Annotated in this window: 7 protein-coding genes; 1 reads left to right on the forward strand and 6 read right to left on the reverse strand. The window is 51.6% G+C overall.

The annotated features are described in order from the left end of the window. Positions 1 to 46: 46 nt before the first annotated feature. The 6 genes from NSU01_RS10195 to NSU01_RS10220 form a co-directional block, all read right to left on the reverse strand. On the reverse strand, positions 47 to 892 hold the full coding sequence (locus NSU01_RS10195; protein WP_042135233.1) for a DegV family protein: 846 nt from the start codon (positions 890 to 892) through the stop codon (positions 47 to 49). 228 nt (positions 893 to 1,120) lie between these two features. Next, the gene (locus tag NSU01_RS10200; RefSeq protein WP_179093424.1) at positions 1,121 to 1,981 is read right to left on the reverse strand and encodes an AraC family transcriptional regulator; all 861 of its coding nucleotides are present in this window, start codon (positions 1,979 to 1,981) and stop codon (positions 1,121 to 1,123) included. 150 nt (positions 1,982 to 2,131) lie between these two features. Next, complete coding sequence (locus NSU01_RS10205; protein WP_042135236.1) at positions 2,132 to 3,817, reverse strand: alpha-glucosidase; 1,686 nt, start codon at positions 3,815 to 3,817, stop codon at positions 2,132 to 2,134. 326 nt (positions 3,818 to 4,143) lie between these two features. Next, a complete protein-coding gene (locus NSU01_RS10210) occupies positions 4,144 to 6,462 on the reverse strand; it encodes a glycoside hydrolase family 65 protein (protein WP_042135238.1) in 2,319 nt (772 codons plus the stop codon). 315 nt (positions 6,463 to 6,777) lie between these two features. After that, positions 6,778 to 7,440 carry a beta-phosphoglucomutase gene (gene pgmB / locus NSU01_RS10215; protein ID WP_042135240.1) on the reverse strand — a complete coding sequence of 221 codons (663 nt, stop codon included), beginning with the start codon at positions 7,438 to 7,440 and terminating at the stop codon, positions 6,778 to 6,780. Positions 7,441 to 8,304: 864 nt separating this feature from the next. After that, positions 8,305 to 9,342: a LacI family DNA-binding transcriptional regulator gene (locus tag NSU01_RS10220; protein WP_039307469.1), complete on the reverse strand. Its 1,038-nt coding sequence runs from the start codon at positions 9,340 to 9,342 to the stop codon at positions 8,305 to 8,307. Between the two features lie 761 nt (positions 9,343 to 10,103). Between NSU01_RS10220 and NSU01_RS10225 the strand changes: the two genes are divergently transcribed. Next, on the forward strand, positions 10,104 to 17,798 hold the full coding sequence (locus NSU01_RS10225; protein ID WP_076242852.1) for a pullulanase: 7,695 nt from the start codon (positions 10,104 to 10,106) through the stop codon (positions 17,796 to 17,798). The last annotated feature ends 68 nt before the right edge of the window (positions 17,799 to 17,866 follow it).

Consider the following 17,866-nt stretch of genomic DNA (forward strand, 5'->3'; position numbering starts at 1 on the left):
GCATTAGCTGCAGATAAAGATTCGTCTAAGGTAGAGCTTAATTATTCTAGTGCATATACATGAGACCCACTGTAGCAGGCCCGCAGTGGCTGCCGATCACGCAGCCGGCATGGATTACGGCAATTTCATCCACACCTGTCTGCTCTCGCAGTGCCTTCTCCAGATACCGGGCATCCTCTTCAGCAAGGGTATGGGCAACAATGAGCAGCTCCTTGTCCATGCCGGCTGCATTCGCAAGTGCGTGCTGAAGCATCTGTTCTACAGCCTTTTCCTTCTTGCCGCGGATTCTGGCAACGGGTACAATCGCCCCGTCCACCAGCCGCAGTACAGGCCGGATCTTCAGCAGGCTGCCGATAAAGTTCTGCATGCCTGAGCAGCGTCCGCCCATATATAAGTAATCCAGCGTATCGACGACAAACTCGGATTCCACCCGTTCACGGGAGGCTTCGATCATAGCGGCGATGTCGGCCGCACTGTGGCCTTTGGCTGCGGCGCGGGCGGCTTTCATGACCAGCAAGGCGATCCCGCCGCATAACGTCCGGGAATCCACAACATGTACCCGGCCTTCAGGGAACTCGCCTGCGGCCAGCAGGGCATTCTGATATGTAGAGGATAAAGAAGAAGAAAGACTGATATAGACGATATCTCCGCCAGCGCTCACGACCGGCTGAAAAGCGGCAATGAAATCAGCCGGGGAAGGGGCTGCCGTCTTGGGCAATGCACCATTTGCGGCGACACGGCGGTACACTTCTTCGGGTGTAATCTCTACACCATCCTTGAAGGTGCCGTCTTCAAAAACTACATATAACGGGACAATGCCGATATCATACGTTTCCTTCCAGCCTTGCGGCAAATCGGAAGTGCTGTCTGAAAAGATTTTTACGATAGACATGAATATCTCCTTCACCAATCTTGGATGACAATACACTATATTAAGACCCTATAATCTGTTTATTATACCAAGCCTACCTGGAATCTCAAAATAAAAAATGCTAGCTTGTGAGGTTTGCGGGGATACCGCTTCTTCAGTAGCCGATCTCAACTAAGCCTCCGCACATGCAAAAACGGCCTCATCGTCCTTGTAGGGACAACGAAGCCGTTTCCGGTACAGCCTGAACAATTATTTCTTCATTACAGGAATCCATATTTCGCAGACATAATCCTCTGCTGATGTATCGCCTGGCGGATACAGCTCAAATTCGGGTCCGCCTGTATGCTCGTAGCCCGTTCCCGGGAACCATTCCTGGAAAATGCGCTGCCAGACCCCTTGAATTGCATCAGGCATAGCTCCTACGGATTTGAATACCGCCCAGGTCGCAGCCGGAACCACTGTAGTCTCATACGCCTGCGGGTCAGTGGACGCGTCTGCTTCAACTCCGATCCAATAAGACAGCATTTCCGTCTCCATATTCATATTCATACAGATGCCGAGCCATTCTTCGCGTAAGCCGAACTCAATCAGCTTATCTGATGTGCCGTCTTCATTGCATTCATTCCAGAACTGCGGAATTCTGCGGAAATTCTCCCCGTCCTTGCAGGTAACCTCCATTGATTTGCCGATAACGGTAAAAGCTTCTTTATTCACGATTTTGTAATCCATTTCCTGATCTCCCTTCAATGACAGATGGAAAGAGAGGCGCGGGAAGGCTTTGAGCTGTACCCCGGGTTCGCGCGCGGCAGAGGGGGTAAGCCCATGCGCTTTGCGGAACGCTTTGGCGAATGACTCCGGGGAGTCATATCCGTATTTCAGTGCGACATCCAGCACCCGGATGTTTGAAATGGCCAGCTCTTGAGCGGCCAGAGTCAATCTGCGTTTGCGGATATAGTCTGCTACGGTGACGCCGGTCAGCATGCTGAACATGCGCTGGAAGTGGAAAGGGGAGACATATGCCACTGCGGCAATCTCTTCGATCCGCAGCGGTCCGGTCATTCTGCTCTCCATATAATCCAGCGCATTCTTCATTCGGATCAGCCATTCCAAGTTTGCCATCTCCCTTTAAGTTCATATTATCACGCGGCCTACGGGCTGGTCCTGTTATTCTCTGCTCATCTGAGACAGGTACAGTCAACGGCCTACAGTCTATGATCCTATGATGTCATATTTCAAGGGGTTTGTCAGCTTCCGGCAAAACTAGCCTAACCGGCAGACTCTCGCTTCATACGGACGCAGCGTACTGCGGTCCATGGGCGCCGGCTCCTCCGGATAGTTACCAATAATCGTTTCGGTTACGGCGTTCAGCTCGTCAGGCAGCTCTACAGTCTGCGGTGTGTCACAGAAGTTCAGCAGCACCAGCCATTTCTCACCGCCCAGTGTCCGGGTGTACGCGTAGATATATTCATGCTCCGGCAAAAGCAGCTCATATTCACCATACACCATGATCAGATGCTGCTTGCGCAGGCTAATCAGCCGCTGATAATAGTAGAATACCGAGTCAGGATCGGCCAGCGCCTGTTCCACATTGATCTCTGTGTAGCGCGGATTGAGCTTGAGCCAAGGTGTGCCAGCGGTGAAACCGGCATTCGTTGAGGCGTCCCATTGCATGGGGGTACGGGCATTATCGCGGCCTTTGGTGTGAATCGACTGAAGAACCGTCTCATGATCTCCGCCGCCTTCCGTAACCTTTTCCCGGTACATATTGAGAATCTCTATATCCTTGTAGTCCTCCAGCACAGGGAATTTCACGTTGGTCATGCCGATTTCCTCACCCTGGTAGATATAAGGTGTACCTTTGAGCGTGTGCAGCAGGGTAGCGAGCATTTTGGCCGAAATCACACGGTATTTGCCGTCATCCCCGAACCGGGAGACCATCCGCGGCTGATCGTGGTTATTGAGATAGAGGCTGTTCCAGCCTTTGTCCGCCAAGCCTACCTGCCATTTGTGCAAAATATCGCGCAGCCCCTTCAGTGTCCACGGAACCACATTCCACTTGCCGCCCGGGCCGGAGTCGACATCCATATGCTCGAACTGGAACACCATCTGCAGCTCATGCCGATCTTCGTCAGTATAGAGAATGGCGTCTTCTACAGTTGCTCCCGGCGTCTCGCCGACGGTCATTACATTATATTTGGAGAGAACTTCACGATTCATTTCCTGGAGATACTCATGAACCCGCGGTCCATTCATATAATACTCTCCGCCACCGGCCAGCTCACCGGGAGCCAGGCCCTCATGGTGTGCGGAAGGGAGCCCTTCTACTTTGGAGATCATGTTGATGACATCCATCCGCAGCCCGTCTACACCTTTGTCCAGCCAAAAAGCAATCATTTTATAGAGCGCTTCCCGCAGCTCCGGATTCTCCCAGTTCAGATCCGGCTGCTTGCGCGAGAACAGATGCAGATAATATTCGCCCGTCGCCTCATCCTTCTCCCAGGCCGGTCCGCTGAAGATGGAGCTCCAGTTGTTCGGCAGCGCGCCATCCGGTCCGGCGGGACGCCAGATATAATAATCGCGGCAGGGGTTATCCTTGGAGGCGCGGGATTCCGCGAACCAGGCATGCTCGTCCGAGGAGTGGTTAATCACAAGATCCATCATCAGCTTGATGCCGCGTGCATGCAGTCCGGCCAGCAGCTCCTCCCAGTCCTGCAGCGTACCGAATTCATCCATAATATCCTCGTAGTTGCTGATATCATAACCATTGTCATCGTTCGGTGATTTGTAGACCGGCGACAGCCAGACGACATCGACGCCCAGCTTCTGGAGATAATCCAGCCGGGAGATGATCCCCTGCAGGTCCCCGATTCCGTCTCCATTGCTGTCCTGGAAGCTGCGGGGATAGATCTGATAGACTACGGCTTCTTTCCAAAAGGCTCTATTCATTTGGGTGGGCTCCTTTGAGATTTTATTTAGAATTTGACCTAGAGATACTCCAATGCTGATGTTGGCCGTTACTGCGGTGATTTTCGGACTTCCGGCCGCTGTTGTCCCCAGATTTCCTGATTAAACCGCTGATCGCGGTAGAAATCCGGTGACAGCACATGCTTCCGAAGCGAGCTTTCCTACGGAAAGCTTTCAGGCGGACGCTACCGCTCCTACAGTTCCGAAATTCCCCTCCGTTACTTTCATCTTTTTATTGTCTTCACAAGTTCAACTTATAAAAAAAGCCCCGAAGAAGCTTAATGCCTCCGGGGCTGGGGAGACAGAGACTACACAGTTACCGAAGAGCCGTCAGCAGTCACACTGCTCAGTCCGTTCACCGTATACTCCTTGCCATGAATCGTGAGGGATGCCGGAACATCGGTTTCATTACTAACCGTAACCTGTACATCGGTAACTGTGACCTTCAGACGGGAACCGCGGAACATGATTTTGAACGAATAAGAGGTCCAGTGTCCCGGGTTGGAAGGGTTCAGGGTCAGCCGGTCGCCCAGCACCCGGAGTCCTCCGAAGCCGTGTACGATTGACATCCATGTACCCGCCATGCTGGTCGTATGGCAGCCGTCTTCCGTATCATTATTGTAATTATCGAGATCCAGCCGCGAAGTGCGCAGATACATCTCATAAGCCTTCTCTTTGTAGCCCAGCTCGCAGGCCAGAATGGCATGGATACAAGGGGAGAGGGAGGACTCGTGCACGGTGATCGGCTCATAGAAGTCGAAATTGCGCTTTTTGGTATCCAGATCATAGCGGTCTCCCAGGAAGTAGAGCCCTTGCAGCACATCCGCCTGTTTAATGAAGCAGGAGCGCAGGATGCGGTCCCAGGACCATTTCTGGTTCAGCGGCAGGTTTTCCGGCAGCACATCCTTCACCTGGATAATCTCCTTGTCGAGGAAGCCATCCTGTTGCAGGAAGATGCCGCGTTCTTCATCAGCCGGGTAGTACATTTTGGCGATAATCTCGTTCCACTGCGCCGTTTCGCTCTCCAGCAGCTCCAGCTTGTCGGCCAGCTCTGCATAACGTGTGCCTTCATTCTCTTGCAGGTACGCCAACGCTTCCAGGGTATATTCCATGGTCCAGGCGGCAATCCGGTTCGTATACCAGTTATTGTTGACATTGTTCTCGTATTCATTCGGGCCGGTTACACCGAGCATTACATATTTGTCCTTATGCGGCACATAGTGCACGCGTTCTTCCCAGAAGCGGGAGATCTCTACCAGCACCTCAAGCCCGTATTGGCCGAGATAAGCCTTGTCGCCGGTATAGTTCACATAGTTGTAAATTGCGTAAGCAATCGCGCCGTTGCGGTGAATTTCTTCAAACGTAATCTCCCACTCGTTATGGCACTCCTCACCATTCATCGTCACCATCGGGTAGAGTGCGCCTTTTTTGTAACCGAGCTTTAGGGCATTTTCTTTGGCTTTCTCCAGATGCTTGTAACGGTAGATCAGCAGATTGCGGGCAATCGAGGAGTCGGCGGTACTGAGATAGAAAGGCACACAATAAGCTTCCGTATCCCAGTAAGTGCTGCCTCCGTATTTTTCCCCGGTGAAGCCCTTCGGTCCGATATTGAGACGGTCATCTTCGCCCGTATAGGTCTGATTCAGCTGGAAAATATTAAACCGGATTGCCTGCTGCGCCGACACGTCACCCTCAATAATAATGTCGCTTTCCTTCCACTTATCGCCCCAAGCCGCAGCCTGTTCGGTCAAAAGCGCTACAAATCCGGCTTCACGCGCACTCTGCAAGGCGGTCCGTGCGGCGTCTACCAGCTGGCCCAGCCCGTAATTGCGGGAGGTGACATTGGCGGCATACTTATAAATAACCACCTGATCGCCGGACTGTACCGGAATCGTTACTTTGCTGCCTACATATTTCTCCTGCTCGATAGATTCTGCTTCTGCGGCTGTTGGTTCGCCGTTGACCAGAATGTCATAGACATAGGCTGAGGTTACGTGAAAATCAAGCTTTTTGGTCTTCAGGGTGAGGTGTCCGCCCGCCGGTTCCGCTTTCTTCTCGACCTCGTTCCAGAACTTCTCGTCGTAGTTGGAATCCTTGTTCTTGATATCGCCATCCAGATAAGGAGTCACGGTAATCTCACCGGAGAAATTGAGCGGCTGGATGGAGTAGCGGATCGCGCCAATCTCATGGCGGACCATGCTGACGATGCGGATGCTCTCCACTTTCACTTCTTTGCCGTCTGCGGTCGTGGCTGTGAAGCTGCGGGAGAGAGTGCCTTCCTTCATATTAAGTACACGGCGGAATTCGCTGACTGTGCAGGCTGCCAAATCGAGCGGAATGCCGTCAACTTCAACGTTGATGCCGATCCAGTTGGTGCTGTTGAGGACTTTGGCAAAATACTCCGGATAGCCGTTTTTCCACCAGCCGACCCGTGTCTTGTCAGGGTAGTATACACCAGCCATGTAGCTGCCTTGCAGGCTGTGCCCGCTGTATTGTTCTTCGAAGTTGGCTCTGCCGCCCATGTACCCGTTCCCGATGCTAAATACGCTTTCGGAAATTTCCTGGGTCTGCGGATCAAAGGATTCTTCGATGATGGACCATTCATCAATTTTGAGGTATTGTTTCATTGTTATTGGCTCCTTTTAGATGGGGGAATGAGGTATATAAAATGAACTAAACCTGTTGTACTAAAATTACGGTGCCTCCGTCGCCACTGCGCGGAATGTTTGGACTTCCGGCCGCTGTTATAATCAGATTTCTCTATTAGTAAGCGATATTCAGCTGATGAAATCTGATTATAAAGGCGGACGCTAACGCTCCTACAGTTCCAAACTTCCGCTCCGCGGCTTCATCCCCATAATTTTAATGACCATTTTCAGTTCTTTTATAAAGAGTAGGGCAGAAGACAAGGAATCATATTACGCAGCAGCTGTTAATATTCGTCAAACAGAGGCAAAAGATTCCCTTAGTGCGGCAACGCTGATCTGCTGCAACGAAGGGACCACCAGATTCGCTGCGCCCAGCGTCTCGGGCGAACCGATGCCGACGCTGCGCATGCCGGCACGGGTGGCGGCCAGGATGCCGGCTTCAGCATCCTCGAAGACTACGCAGTGTTCAGGAGCGATATTGACTGCCTGTGCTCCCAGCAGGAAGACCTCCGGATCAGGTTTGGCTGCGCTGGTGTGCGTGCCGTCAATGATCGCATCGAAGTAGGGGGTAAGGCCGGTATTGTTCAGGATGGTCATCGCATTCTTGCTGGCGGAGCCCAGGGCTACCTTGATGCCGTGTTCCCGGCATTCCTTCAGGAAGTCCAGCGCGCCGGGCAGAATCTCTGAGCTGTCCATCTTGGCGATGTATTCGACATAGCGGTTGTTCTTCTGCTCGGCTAGTCTTGCTTTCTCATCTTCTCCAGGCTCGATACCGCCGATCTCCAGCAGGATATTCAGGGAAGCGGCCCGGCTGACGCCTTTGAGCCGCTCATTATCGTGTTCGGTGAAGACGAATCCGAGCTCCTCCGCCAGCTCTCTCCAGGCAATATAGTGGTATCTGGCGGTGTCGACGAGTACACCGTCCAGATCGAACAGGCAAGCTTTGATTTCTGACATAATGAACCTCCTAAAATGTAAGTGGATATAATCTATTTTGAGAATCGCGCCGAATGGGCGCGTCACAATAAATGGGTGGGAATGCTGCACTACGTACAACAATCATCGGTGGAGCGCCTACGGCTGGCAGAATTGTTGTACCACGTACAACAATTCAAAAGAAAAGTTGGTTAAATTGCGGAAATGCTGCACCAGATACAACAATTCGTCAGCGAAACGCTCCAGTTGGGCGGAAGTGTTGCATAAAGTACAACAATCCTCGGCTGAGCGCCTACGGCTGGCAGAATTGTTGTACCACGTACAACAATCCAAAAGAAAAGTTGGTTAAATTGCGGAAATGCTGCACCAGATACAACAATTCGTCAGCGAAACGCTCCAGTTGGGCGGAAATGTTGCATAAAGTACAACAATCCTCGGTTGAGCGCCTCCGGCTGGCAAAATTGTTGTACTACGTACAACAACCCAAAAGAAAAGTTGGTTAAATTGCGGGAATGTTGCATAAAGTACAACAATCCGTCAGCGAAACGCTCTAGTTGGACGGAAATGTTGCACTAAGTACAACAATCCGTCTGCAAAACGCTCCAGTTGGGCGGAAATGTTGCATAAAGTACAACAATTTGTCTGCAAAACGCCCTCGGAAGGTGGAAATGTTGTACCACGTACAACAATCCATCTGCGAAACACCCTCAGCGCTCCCGGCGTGGGCTAAAGCTTGGCTAGGGCGGAAAATCCTATCCAAATGTGGTGCGATTCTATTTAGCGCAAACGTTTGTACAAAGCTCCAAAAAATAAATGAAGCGTAATTAGCTTCATTTATCTGCATGTAAAATCATTGCTGCTTGTGCATCATTGCTGCGTGTGAAATCACTGCTTACCCGGAGTATACATCGATGACTCCCGTACGATTAAACGGTGGGGAATGACAAAACGGTTAGTATATCCGTCATGATTATCCGGCTTCTGAATACTCTGAATCAGCACCTGTGAGGCCGTATAGCCCAGATGATAGATTCCGATATCAATACTGCTGATTGGCGGGCTGGACAATTCCGAGAGCGGAATATTGTTAAAGCTGACAATCGCCAGATCCTCAGGGACCTTGTATTTCAGCTCATTCAGTCCGCGCAATACCCCGAAAGAGACCATATCATCCACCGCAACAAGTGCCGTCGGACGGTTCGGGAGATTCATGAAGAAGGACATCGCCCGGTAGCCGCTGTCCTGCAGAAACTCGCCTTCGACAATCCATTCCGCCTTCATTTCAAGACCTTTATTCTGCATTGCCTTACGGTAGCCTTCCAGACGGTCGCGCGAAACGATAAGATTCGGCGGGCCGCTGACGAAGCCAATGCGTTCATGACCCATGGAAATAAGGTGGTTCGTTGCATCATAAGCAGCCATGATATTATCATTGTCGACTGACAATATATCCTCATAGCGGTCGCTTCGTCCAACCAGCACGAAGGGATAGCCGCCTGATTCCAGAAAATCGATCACCGCATCATCTTTACGGGAATACAGCAGAATAACGCCGTCCACGCGGCGTCCTTTGAGCAAGCGTGAGACGGCTTCAAGCTCTTCCTTCTCATTTGCCCCGGAGCTGATCAGCACATCATAGCCGGAACGGCTGGACTGGGTGACGATCCCGCGGATTAATTCCATAAAAAACAAATTGGAGAACAGCTCTTCAGCCGGTTTCGGAAGAATGATGCAAATACTGTTGGTTGTCTTGGAAACGAGACTTTTGGCCATCATGTTCGGGGTGTAGCCCATTTCCTCCATAATCACTTTAACCTTACGGGAAGTTTCTAGGCTGATTCTGGGATGGCCTGACAACACCCGGGAGACCGTGGAGGGAGAAACTCCCGCTTTCTTGGCCACGTCCTTAATGGTAACTGTCATAGAAACCTCCTTATGGAACCGTTTGCTTTACACAGTAATATTAATCGAAGTGCTGATGATTGTAAATAGATAAACCCGGTGTGTTGCACAATACTGGCATAGAAAGTGATGAAATGAACATTTTTTCTGCGCAGGCCACAAGCTTTCCACAGGGATTCACTGGATGTTTATGAATGGAGTGGTTTCCGTGGGGGGAGGCAGTTTGGAGGCATCCCGGACATTGCACCAAAACTGTGCAAACGTTGTTAGATTGATGCAGATGATGATATATCTAATTTATTTTCAATATTCCTTTATAAAATAAGGATTTATTTAGACTTTCTCAGCCTTTTTGTTATTAACGAAAGCATGTGGATGAATATGAAGTGTGCAAATTAATGCAATTAATGACTTAATTATTGTGCAACTATAAGCAAATATTTGAGAATATTCTGGAAAATTACTAGTTGACAATAACTTTACCGGCGGATTAGTATGAAATCGAAATGAAGCAAGCGTTTACAAAGTCCGGGTTTATGCAGAATATTTATGTCGCTGCCCTGAGTCAATGGATAAAGGTTTGTGCACAAATGATTGCAAACGTTTGCACAATGGGAAGGGCGAATTGAGGGCGTGATGGCACGATTTTGGAATTTGACAAGGAGGATCGGGGTCGGTTGGGCCTGACAAGCCATCTTTACAGCAGACATCCTGCAACCGGAGATTGGGATTCTGCCGTTCATGCGGTTGAAGTTCATAACATTCATGGGGGGATTGACGGAATGGAATTTGCTTTACGGATAAAAAAGGCTTTTGCAATCTTGATGGTTATCGCTCTTGTATGCTCGGGCTTTGGCATAAACCTGCCCAGAGTCAGCGCAGAAACGACAAAGGTTGTGCTGGTTGGTGACCTGCAGAGTAAGTTCACAGGGCTGGACCCTGCTGAAACGGCGGACTGGAACGAGAAATCGACCGTAACCCAAATGACTTACAGGGGGGAGGGTCTGTACACCTTCACCGGCATGCTGCCGCAGGGGACCTATCAATATAAAGTGGCTCTTAACGGTGCGTGGACGGAAAACTACGGATATGGCAGCTACACTAATCCCGCCGGGACAGATGCTGACGGCAACATTCAGATTACATTAAGTGAGGAGACAAGTGTAACCTTTTATTATAATGACATTACCAAAGCGATTGCAGATTCCACGTATTATTCACCGGTGCCTGCGGACCGTTTACCCCGGGTGACCGGCAGTCTGCAGACTGCGCTTGGAGATGAGCACAATGATTCCCCGGCAGATGCCCGTACACTGCTAACCGATCCTGACTTCGACGGGGTCTATGAGCAGATGGCCTTACTTCCTGCCGGCAGTTATACGTACCAGATTTATCTTCCGGGCGCTGACCCATCGGGTGGAGTCTCCTATCCGGATACGGCGCAGGAGCTTAAGCTTCCCTCCGCATTACCTGTAACATTCAAGTATAAAACGCAGGACAACAGTGTGTCTGCCCATTACACGGTTCCTTCTGAACCGGGTACGGCCGTGCCTGTTCCTGCCGGACATATAAGAGTTCATTACCACCGTGCTGCCGGTGATTATGCCGGTCAGGCTTTATGGACATGGGGCGATGTTGTATCGCCGTCCGTGAATTGGCCTAAGGATGCCGTTCCTTTCCCTGATGGACAAACCGATGCCTACGGCGCTTATGTCGATCTGCCTGTGAAGGATGGGGCGAAGACGATCTCGTTCCTCGTGGTAAACCGGACTACCGGGGTTAAGGAAATGGAGGACGGGGACAAGACCAGCATCATCAGTACTCCGCAGACCAATGAAGTCTGGATCACGGAAGGCTCGAATAAAGTAACCCCTTATGAACCGGTGGAGCTTCCGGCGAATACAGTGCGGATTCATTACATGCGTTCCGACAACAATCAGAGCCAATACGGCCTGTGGCTGTGGGATGATGTTGTGACGCCGTCTAATGTGTGGCCCAAAGACGCAACTCCTTTTGCGCCCGAACACAGGGATTCCTTCGGAGCCTATGCGGATATTCCGCTGAAGGAGAATGCCAAGGCTATCAGTTTCATCGTTATGAAGCCTGCAAACGGAGACAAAGACGGTCCGGCGGGCAATGAGAACAAAAGCTTCGCTTTTCTGGACCGTTACAATCAGCTGTGGGTGAAGGAGAATGACCCGAACGTCTATACTTCACCTTTTGGCGAGACACCGGTTGGGCTGTTATCCGCAGATATATTGTCCGCAAGCAAACTATGGCTCGAGTTTACGTTAACGGACGGGCTCACGGCGGATGCTTTAAAAACAGCCATTTCTATAAAGGACTCGGAAGGAGCCTCTGTTCCTGTTACAGGTGTGGCGGTTACTGGCGCAACTTCGGTTGAAGTGACTACCGGTGCATTTGATCTGAAGAAAATCCCGCTGAGTGTAACGTATGCAGGCAAAACTGTATCCGCTTCCGCCGGCTGGAGAATGATGGATGAGCTATATAATTACACAGGTGACGATCTCGGGGCCACGTACCATAAGGCCGGCAAGTCGGCAACCCTGAAGCTTTGGGCACCGAAAGCGAGCTCAGTAACTGCGGTGGTCTACGATAAAGCTGACGCTAATCTCACCGTAGGCCGCGCCGGACTGACTCTGGGTGACAAAGGAGTCTGGACGGCGGAGCTGACTCCTGCTGATCTGACCGGTGCACCCGGCGCAGAGGATGTCAGAGACTTCTATTACCAGTATGAAGTGACCAATGAGGGAGTAACTAAGCAGGTGCTTGATCCCTATGCCAAATCCATGGCTGTATTCACCGTGAATACGGCGGGAGAGGCAGGTGCAGGCGGTGATACGGTGGGCAAGGCAGCCATTGTGGATTTAAGCGCTACGGATCCCGAGGGCTTCCAGGCTGCAGACATTGCCGGCTATGAGGATCGTGAGGACGCCATTATCTATGAGGCGCATATCAGGGATTTCACCTCCGATCCGGCTATCCAGTCGAGTCTCGGCGGGGAACGCTGGGGGTCTTATGCGGCTTTTGAGTCAAAGCTGGATTATATCAAATCCCTGGGTGTCACCCACATTCAGCTGCTTCCGGTGATGGCCTGGTATTACGGGGACGAGACCGGGATGGAAGACAGGGAGCTGGACTATTCCGCTCAAGGCAATGAATATAACTGGGGTTATGATCCGCACAGCTATTTCTCTCCGGACGGGGCGTATTCCCGCAATCCGGCAGATCCGGAAGAGCGGATCAAAGAGCTGAAAGGCTTGATCGATGCGGTGCATGAAGCCGGGATGGGCGTCATTCTTGATGTTGTGTACACCCATATGGCCAAAAAAGAATTACTGAATGACATCGTGCCTAATTATTATGCCTTCCAGGACCCGGCGGGCAACTTCATCGGCGGCTTCGGCAACAATCTGGCAACCAGCCATAAGATGGCCGAGAAGCTGATGGTCGATTCCGTAAAATACTGGTTCCAGGAGTACAAAATCGACGGGATGCGGTGGGACATGATGGGCGATGCCACAGCAGATGCGGTACAGGCTGCTTATGACGCAGCGGCTGCCATTAATCCTAAGGCGCTGTTCATCGGGGAGGGCTGGATTACCTTCGGGGGCGAGGCTTCGGATCCATCCCTCAAAGGCAAGGCTGCTGATCAGAAATGGATGGATAAGACGGACAGTGTCGGCGTATTCTCCGATGAATTCCGCAATGAGCTGAAATCCGGGTACGGCTCCGAAGGAGATCCGCGGTTCATTACGGGCGGAGCGCGCCCCTTGACGACGATCTTGAACAATATCAAAGCGCAGCCTTCCAATATTCCGGCAGATGATCCGGGAGATATCGTGCAATACATTGAAGCGCATGATAATCTGACGCTCCATGATGTCATTGCCCTGGCCCTTCACAAGAATCCGCAGAACGCGGCGAATGAGCTGGAGATCCAGAAGCGGATCAGGCTCGGGAATATGCTGCTGCTGACTTCGCAGGGTACCGCATTCCTGCAAGCGGGTCAGGAGTACGGGCGTACCAAGCAATGGTTGGCTACGGGGATTCCCGAGCAGAAATATACCGAAGTCCGCGATGCGGCTGATCAATCGGTCAGTTATTTCATCAACGATTCCTACGATTCGTCGGATGCGGTCAATGCTTTCGACTGGGCCGCAGCAACGGATGAAGTGAACTTTCCGGTGCAGAATGCGACCAGAGAATACACGGCCGGGCTGATTAAGCTCAGAAAGTCTACCAACGCTTTCCGGCTGGGCGACATCAGTCTCGTGAATTCCAATGTCAAGCTTATCGAGTCACCTGAAATGCAGAAGGATGATCTGGTGATCGGTTATACAAGCAAGGCAACGGATGGAACCGGGATCTATTATGTCTTCATGAACGGTGACAGCAAGACAAGAACACTTTCTTTGCCGGAGAATTTGAGTGACGGTACTGTGCTTGCCGACAATGACGAAGCCGGGACCGATGCGATTTCTGCTGCGGACCAGAGCGGATTCAGCCTGACGGCGGATTCCATCACCCTCGACCCGCTCACATCTGTAATTATCCGCAAGGATGCAGCCGCAGCAGTAGTGTCTCTGCTGGAGACTGACCAGGCCAGCTATTCGCTGAAGGAAGGGGCCGCGCATCAGACTGTGGTCACGGCCAAATATGCGGATGGCACTTCAAGCAAAGTGACCGCCAAAGCGCTGTATGTATCCGATAAACCGGAAGTAGCCACAGTGACAAGCAAAGGGCTGGTGAAGGGGATTAAGGCTGGAACAGCGATCCTTACCATTACCTATGGCGGCGTGTCCGCGAATGTGACTGTAGAAGTAACCAGCCCGCCAGTAGAAACCAAACGGTATGTGCAGTTCACTTACACCCGGGAAGACAGGATTTATAAGGATTGGAGTGTATGGCTGTGGTATACCGGGGCAACAGACGGTGAGGTGAAGCTCCCCGAGCCCGCAGGAGATTCAGCAAGCTCGATGGTTCTGATTGAAGTAGGCAAAGACGCAACCCAGGTAGGCTTTGTTCTCATAAAAGGTCTGGAGTGGCCTGACAATAAGCAGGATATTTCAGATGACCGCTATATTGCTCTGACTCCCGGAGAGGCCTTTACCAAAGTCCATGTAACCAGCATGGTCAAAGAGCTGGAAATCACTCCGGGCATCAGCGGTCCGCTGATGCAGGATGAAGCCATAACCTTCCTGTACCGTGATGACGAGCTGTTCCGCGGCGGCGATGTGTCTGCGATAACAGACATTAAAGTGAAGGTGAACGGCAAAGAATATCCGATGGAGTATGATCCGGCCAAGGAATGGTTCAGCTACCGGCTGAGCGGTCTGGAGGAAGGCATTTATAAGTATACCTTCATCGTAACTAAGGACGGAGTGACCCGCGAGTTCAGCGACCCGCACAACACGGTGGGCGGAGAATCCTCCCTGTACTATCACAAACCGGAGGTTAACATTACGGCAACGGTGAATCCGACGGCTGTAACCTCCAATGAGAATGCTGTAGTAACGGTGAAGGCTGTCTCCACAGAGGAAGTGTCCTATAAAGACGCTTATCTGGATCTTACCGCTCTGGGAGGACCAGCCAAGGTCAAATTCGATACAGAGCTTATGCAGCAGACCGTAGCAGTGAAGGATAACGTGCCGGCGGGTATCAAAAGCATTCCAATCGTGCTTGTAGACCAGTATGGCAATCTGCACAGACAGTCTGCTGAAATCGAGGTGAAAGCCAGAACCTACAGCGGTTCCAAGCTTGATTTCGACTGGGATGAGGCGCGGATCTATTTCGCACTGACCGACCGCTTCAAGGACGGTGACCCTGACAACAATGAGAATGTGGACAAGGCACATCTTGAAGCCTATCATGGCGGCGATTTCAGGGGGATGATCGGCAAGCTTGATTATCTGCAGGAGCTGGGCATCAACACGCTCTGGATCACGCCGGTTGTAGACAATATTGATTTCAACCAGGGGTTAAGCTTTGGCGGCAAACAATATGCTTATCACGGGTATTGGGCCAAGGATTTCACTAAGCTTGATGAGCATCTTGGGGACATGGAGACCTTCAAGGAGCTGATCGAGAAGGCGCATGACAAGGGCATCAAGATTATGGTCGATGTAGTGCTTAATCATACAGGCTACGGGTTGAAGGAGGATGACGTCAATCCGCAGGTGGCTGCAGAGGACAAAGCGCGTTTTGCGGGAATGCTGCGTACGGACGGCGTTCAAGCCGATACGGATGTCATCAAAGGCGAGCTCAGCGGATTGCCGGACTTCAAGACGGAGGATCCTGCGGTACGCAAGCAGATCATTGCCTGGCAGACAGGCTGGCTGGATAATGCCCGGACAGAGCGGGGAGATACAATCGACTATTTCCGCGTTGATACGGTCAAACATGTGGAGAGCGCAACCTGGAAAGCATTTAAAAATGCGCTGACGGCTATAGATCCGGGCTTCAAAATGGTCGGCGAATACTTCGGCGGAACCGCCGATAATGACGGCGGCATGCTGCAGAGCGGGCAAATGGACGGTTTGCTTGATTTTAGCTTTAATGATCAGGCCAAGCTGTTCGCAGACGGCACCATTAATGCTGTGGATGCTTATCTGCAGGAGCGCGAAGCGAAGATCAGCAATACCGGGGTGATGGCACAATTCCTCAGCAGCCACGATGAGGATGGTTTCCTTACAGACTACGTGGACGGGGACAAGGGTAAGCTCAAGATCGCTGCCGCGCTGCAGATCACGGCCAAGGGCCAGCCGGTGATTTACTATGGGGAAGAGCTGGGCCGGTCCGGTAAAAATGCCGGGGATATGGCAAGCGGCGAGTTCAGCGAAAACCGGGGCGATATGCCTTGGGATCAGCTTACTGCAGAGCAGGGACTTCATGATCATTATCAGAAGCTGCTGAACATTAGGGCGGAATATTCGCAGCTATATGCCAAAGGTATCCGCACCAAGCTTGCGGGCTCCGATGATCTGGGATATCTGGCCTTCAACAAGCAATACGGGAACGATAACGTGGTTACGGTAATCAACACGAAGAAGGAAGGTCTGAGTGCAGAGATTCCCGTGCCTTTTGCGGCCTTGTCTTCTGTGAGAGATGAGTACAGCGGTAAGCTGTATAAGGTATCGGTTGACCGGAAGATTAGGATTGATCTGCCGGGCAGAGATGACGGGGGGACGGTGATTCTGGCGGCGGAGACAGTTGTAGTACCGCCAACACCAACACCAACACCAACACCAACACCAACGCCAACACCAGCGGCAGAATCCGAAACTAGTTCCGTTGTAAAGCCAACGGTAAAGCCAACACCAACGCCAGGGCCAACGGCAGTTCCGGCAGGTACACAGATTATAAGTGACCAGGATCTTCGAAATGGCAAGGATGGCAGAGTAGAACTCAGTCTGGATCAGGGCAAGACTTCCGTGCTGCTGCCGGTCCAGGCAGCTAAGCTGCTGGGGAATAACGGGCTGGTTATTCACTCGGAGGGGCTGTCCGTTACAATCCCGAATGCTGTGCTGGCTGATATTCAGGCCATGGTTACAGGTGCGGATGCGGACAGTTCACATATCCTGCTGGAGCTGACTCCGCTTAGCGAAGCTGCAGCGCAGGATGCAGTCAAGAGATTCAGTAAGGAGAACACGGCTGCTACTGCTGCATCCGGGGTATACGACCTTAAACTGCAGATTATCAAAAAAGACGGGACCAGCCTGCCTGTTACAACGTTCAAGCAGCCGGTTACTTTGACGCTTAAGCTTCAGGGCAACCCGGTTAAGGATTGGACAGGTGTGTTCTATCTGGGAGATAACGGTGAGCTGAAGTATATTGGGGGCGCAGCACCAGCGGATGGTTCACTTACTGCTGCAGTTACACATTTCAGCAAGTATGCAGCACTTCAGATAAATACAGTGTTCAAGGATGTGCCTGATACCCACTGGGCTTCTGCTGCCATTAAATCACTTGCAGCCAAACAGGTGGCAACAGGAGTATCGGCTGCTGAATTTGAACCTGCAAGAAACGTGACGCGTGCAGAGTTTACAGCATTGCTGATGCGTGCACTCGGACTGTCAGGGGAAGGGAGAGTGTTATTCGCTGATGTCCGGGCGGATGCCTGGTACTCCTCTTATGTAGCCGCTGCCGTCAAATCAGGCATTGTTAACGGGCGCAGCAGCACTGCCTTTGCCCCGGATGCTACAATCAGCCGTGAGGAAATGGCGGTGATGATTATCCGTGCTCTGGAGTTCAAACAGGGCAAGGTTCTGGCATCCTCAACAGGCCAGGTCTTATTCGCGGATGCCTCCAGTATCAGTGAATGGGCACATGCTTATGTGAATGCTGCCGTAGAGCTTAAACTTGTGCAAGGCAGAGACCATCATCTCTTTGCGCCGCAAGGACAGTTAACCCGTGCAGAGAGTGCGCAGGTGATTTACAAGCTGCTCGGCAAATAGCACGCGCAACGAATCAGATCAGAACATAAACAGGGTATTCCGCAAGCCATAACGGCTGCGGAATACCC

It is taken from the genome of Paenibacillus sp. FSL H8-0259, assembly GCF_037963255.1.
Classification (GTDB): domain Bacteria; phylum Bacillota; class Bacilli; order Paenibacillales; family Paenibacillaceae; genus Paenibacillus_AQ; species Paenibacillus_AQ phytohabitans.

What these genes read in the sequence shown, in the direction of transcription:
- NSU01_RS10195 (WP_042135233.1), bottom strand. Translation starts at nt 892, where the DNA reads ATGTCTATCGTAAAAATCTTTTCAGACAGCACTTCCGATTTGCCGCAA.
- NSU01_RS10205 (WP_042135236.1), bottom strand. Translation starts at nt 3,817, where the DNA reads ATGAATAGAGCCTTTTGGAAAGAAGCCGTAGTCTATCAGATCTATCCC.
- NSU01_RS10210 (WP_042135238.1), bottom strand. Translation starts at nt 6,462, where the DNA reads ATGAAACAATACCTCAAAATTGATGAATGGTCCATCATCGAAGAATCC.
- pgmB (WP_042135240.1), bottom strand. Translation starts at nt 7,440, where the DNA reads ATGTCAGAAATCAAAGCTTGCCTGTTCGATCTGGACGGTGTACTCGTC.
- NSU01_RS10220 (WP_039307469.1), bottom strand. Translation starts at nt 9,342, where the DNA reads ATGACAGTTACCATTAAGGACGTGGCCAAGAAAGCGGGAGTTTCTCCC.
- NSU01_RS10225 (WP_076242852.1), top strand. Translation starts at nt 10,104, where the DNA reads ATGGAATTTGCTTTACGGATAAAAAAGGCTTTTGCAATCTTGATGGTT.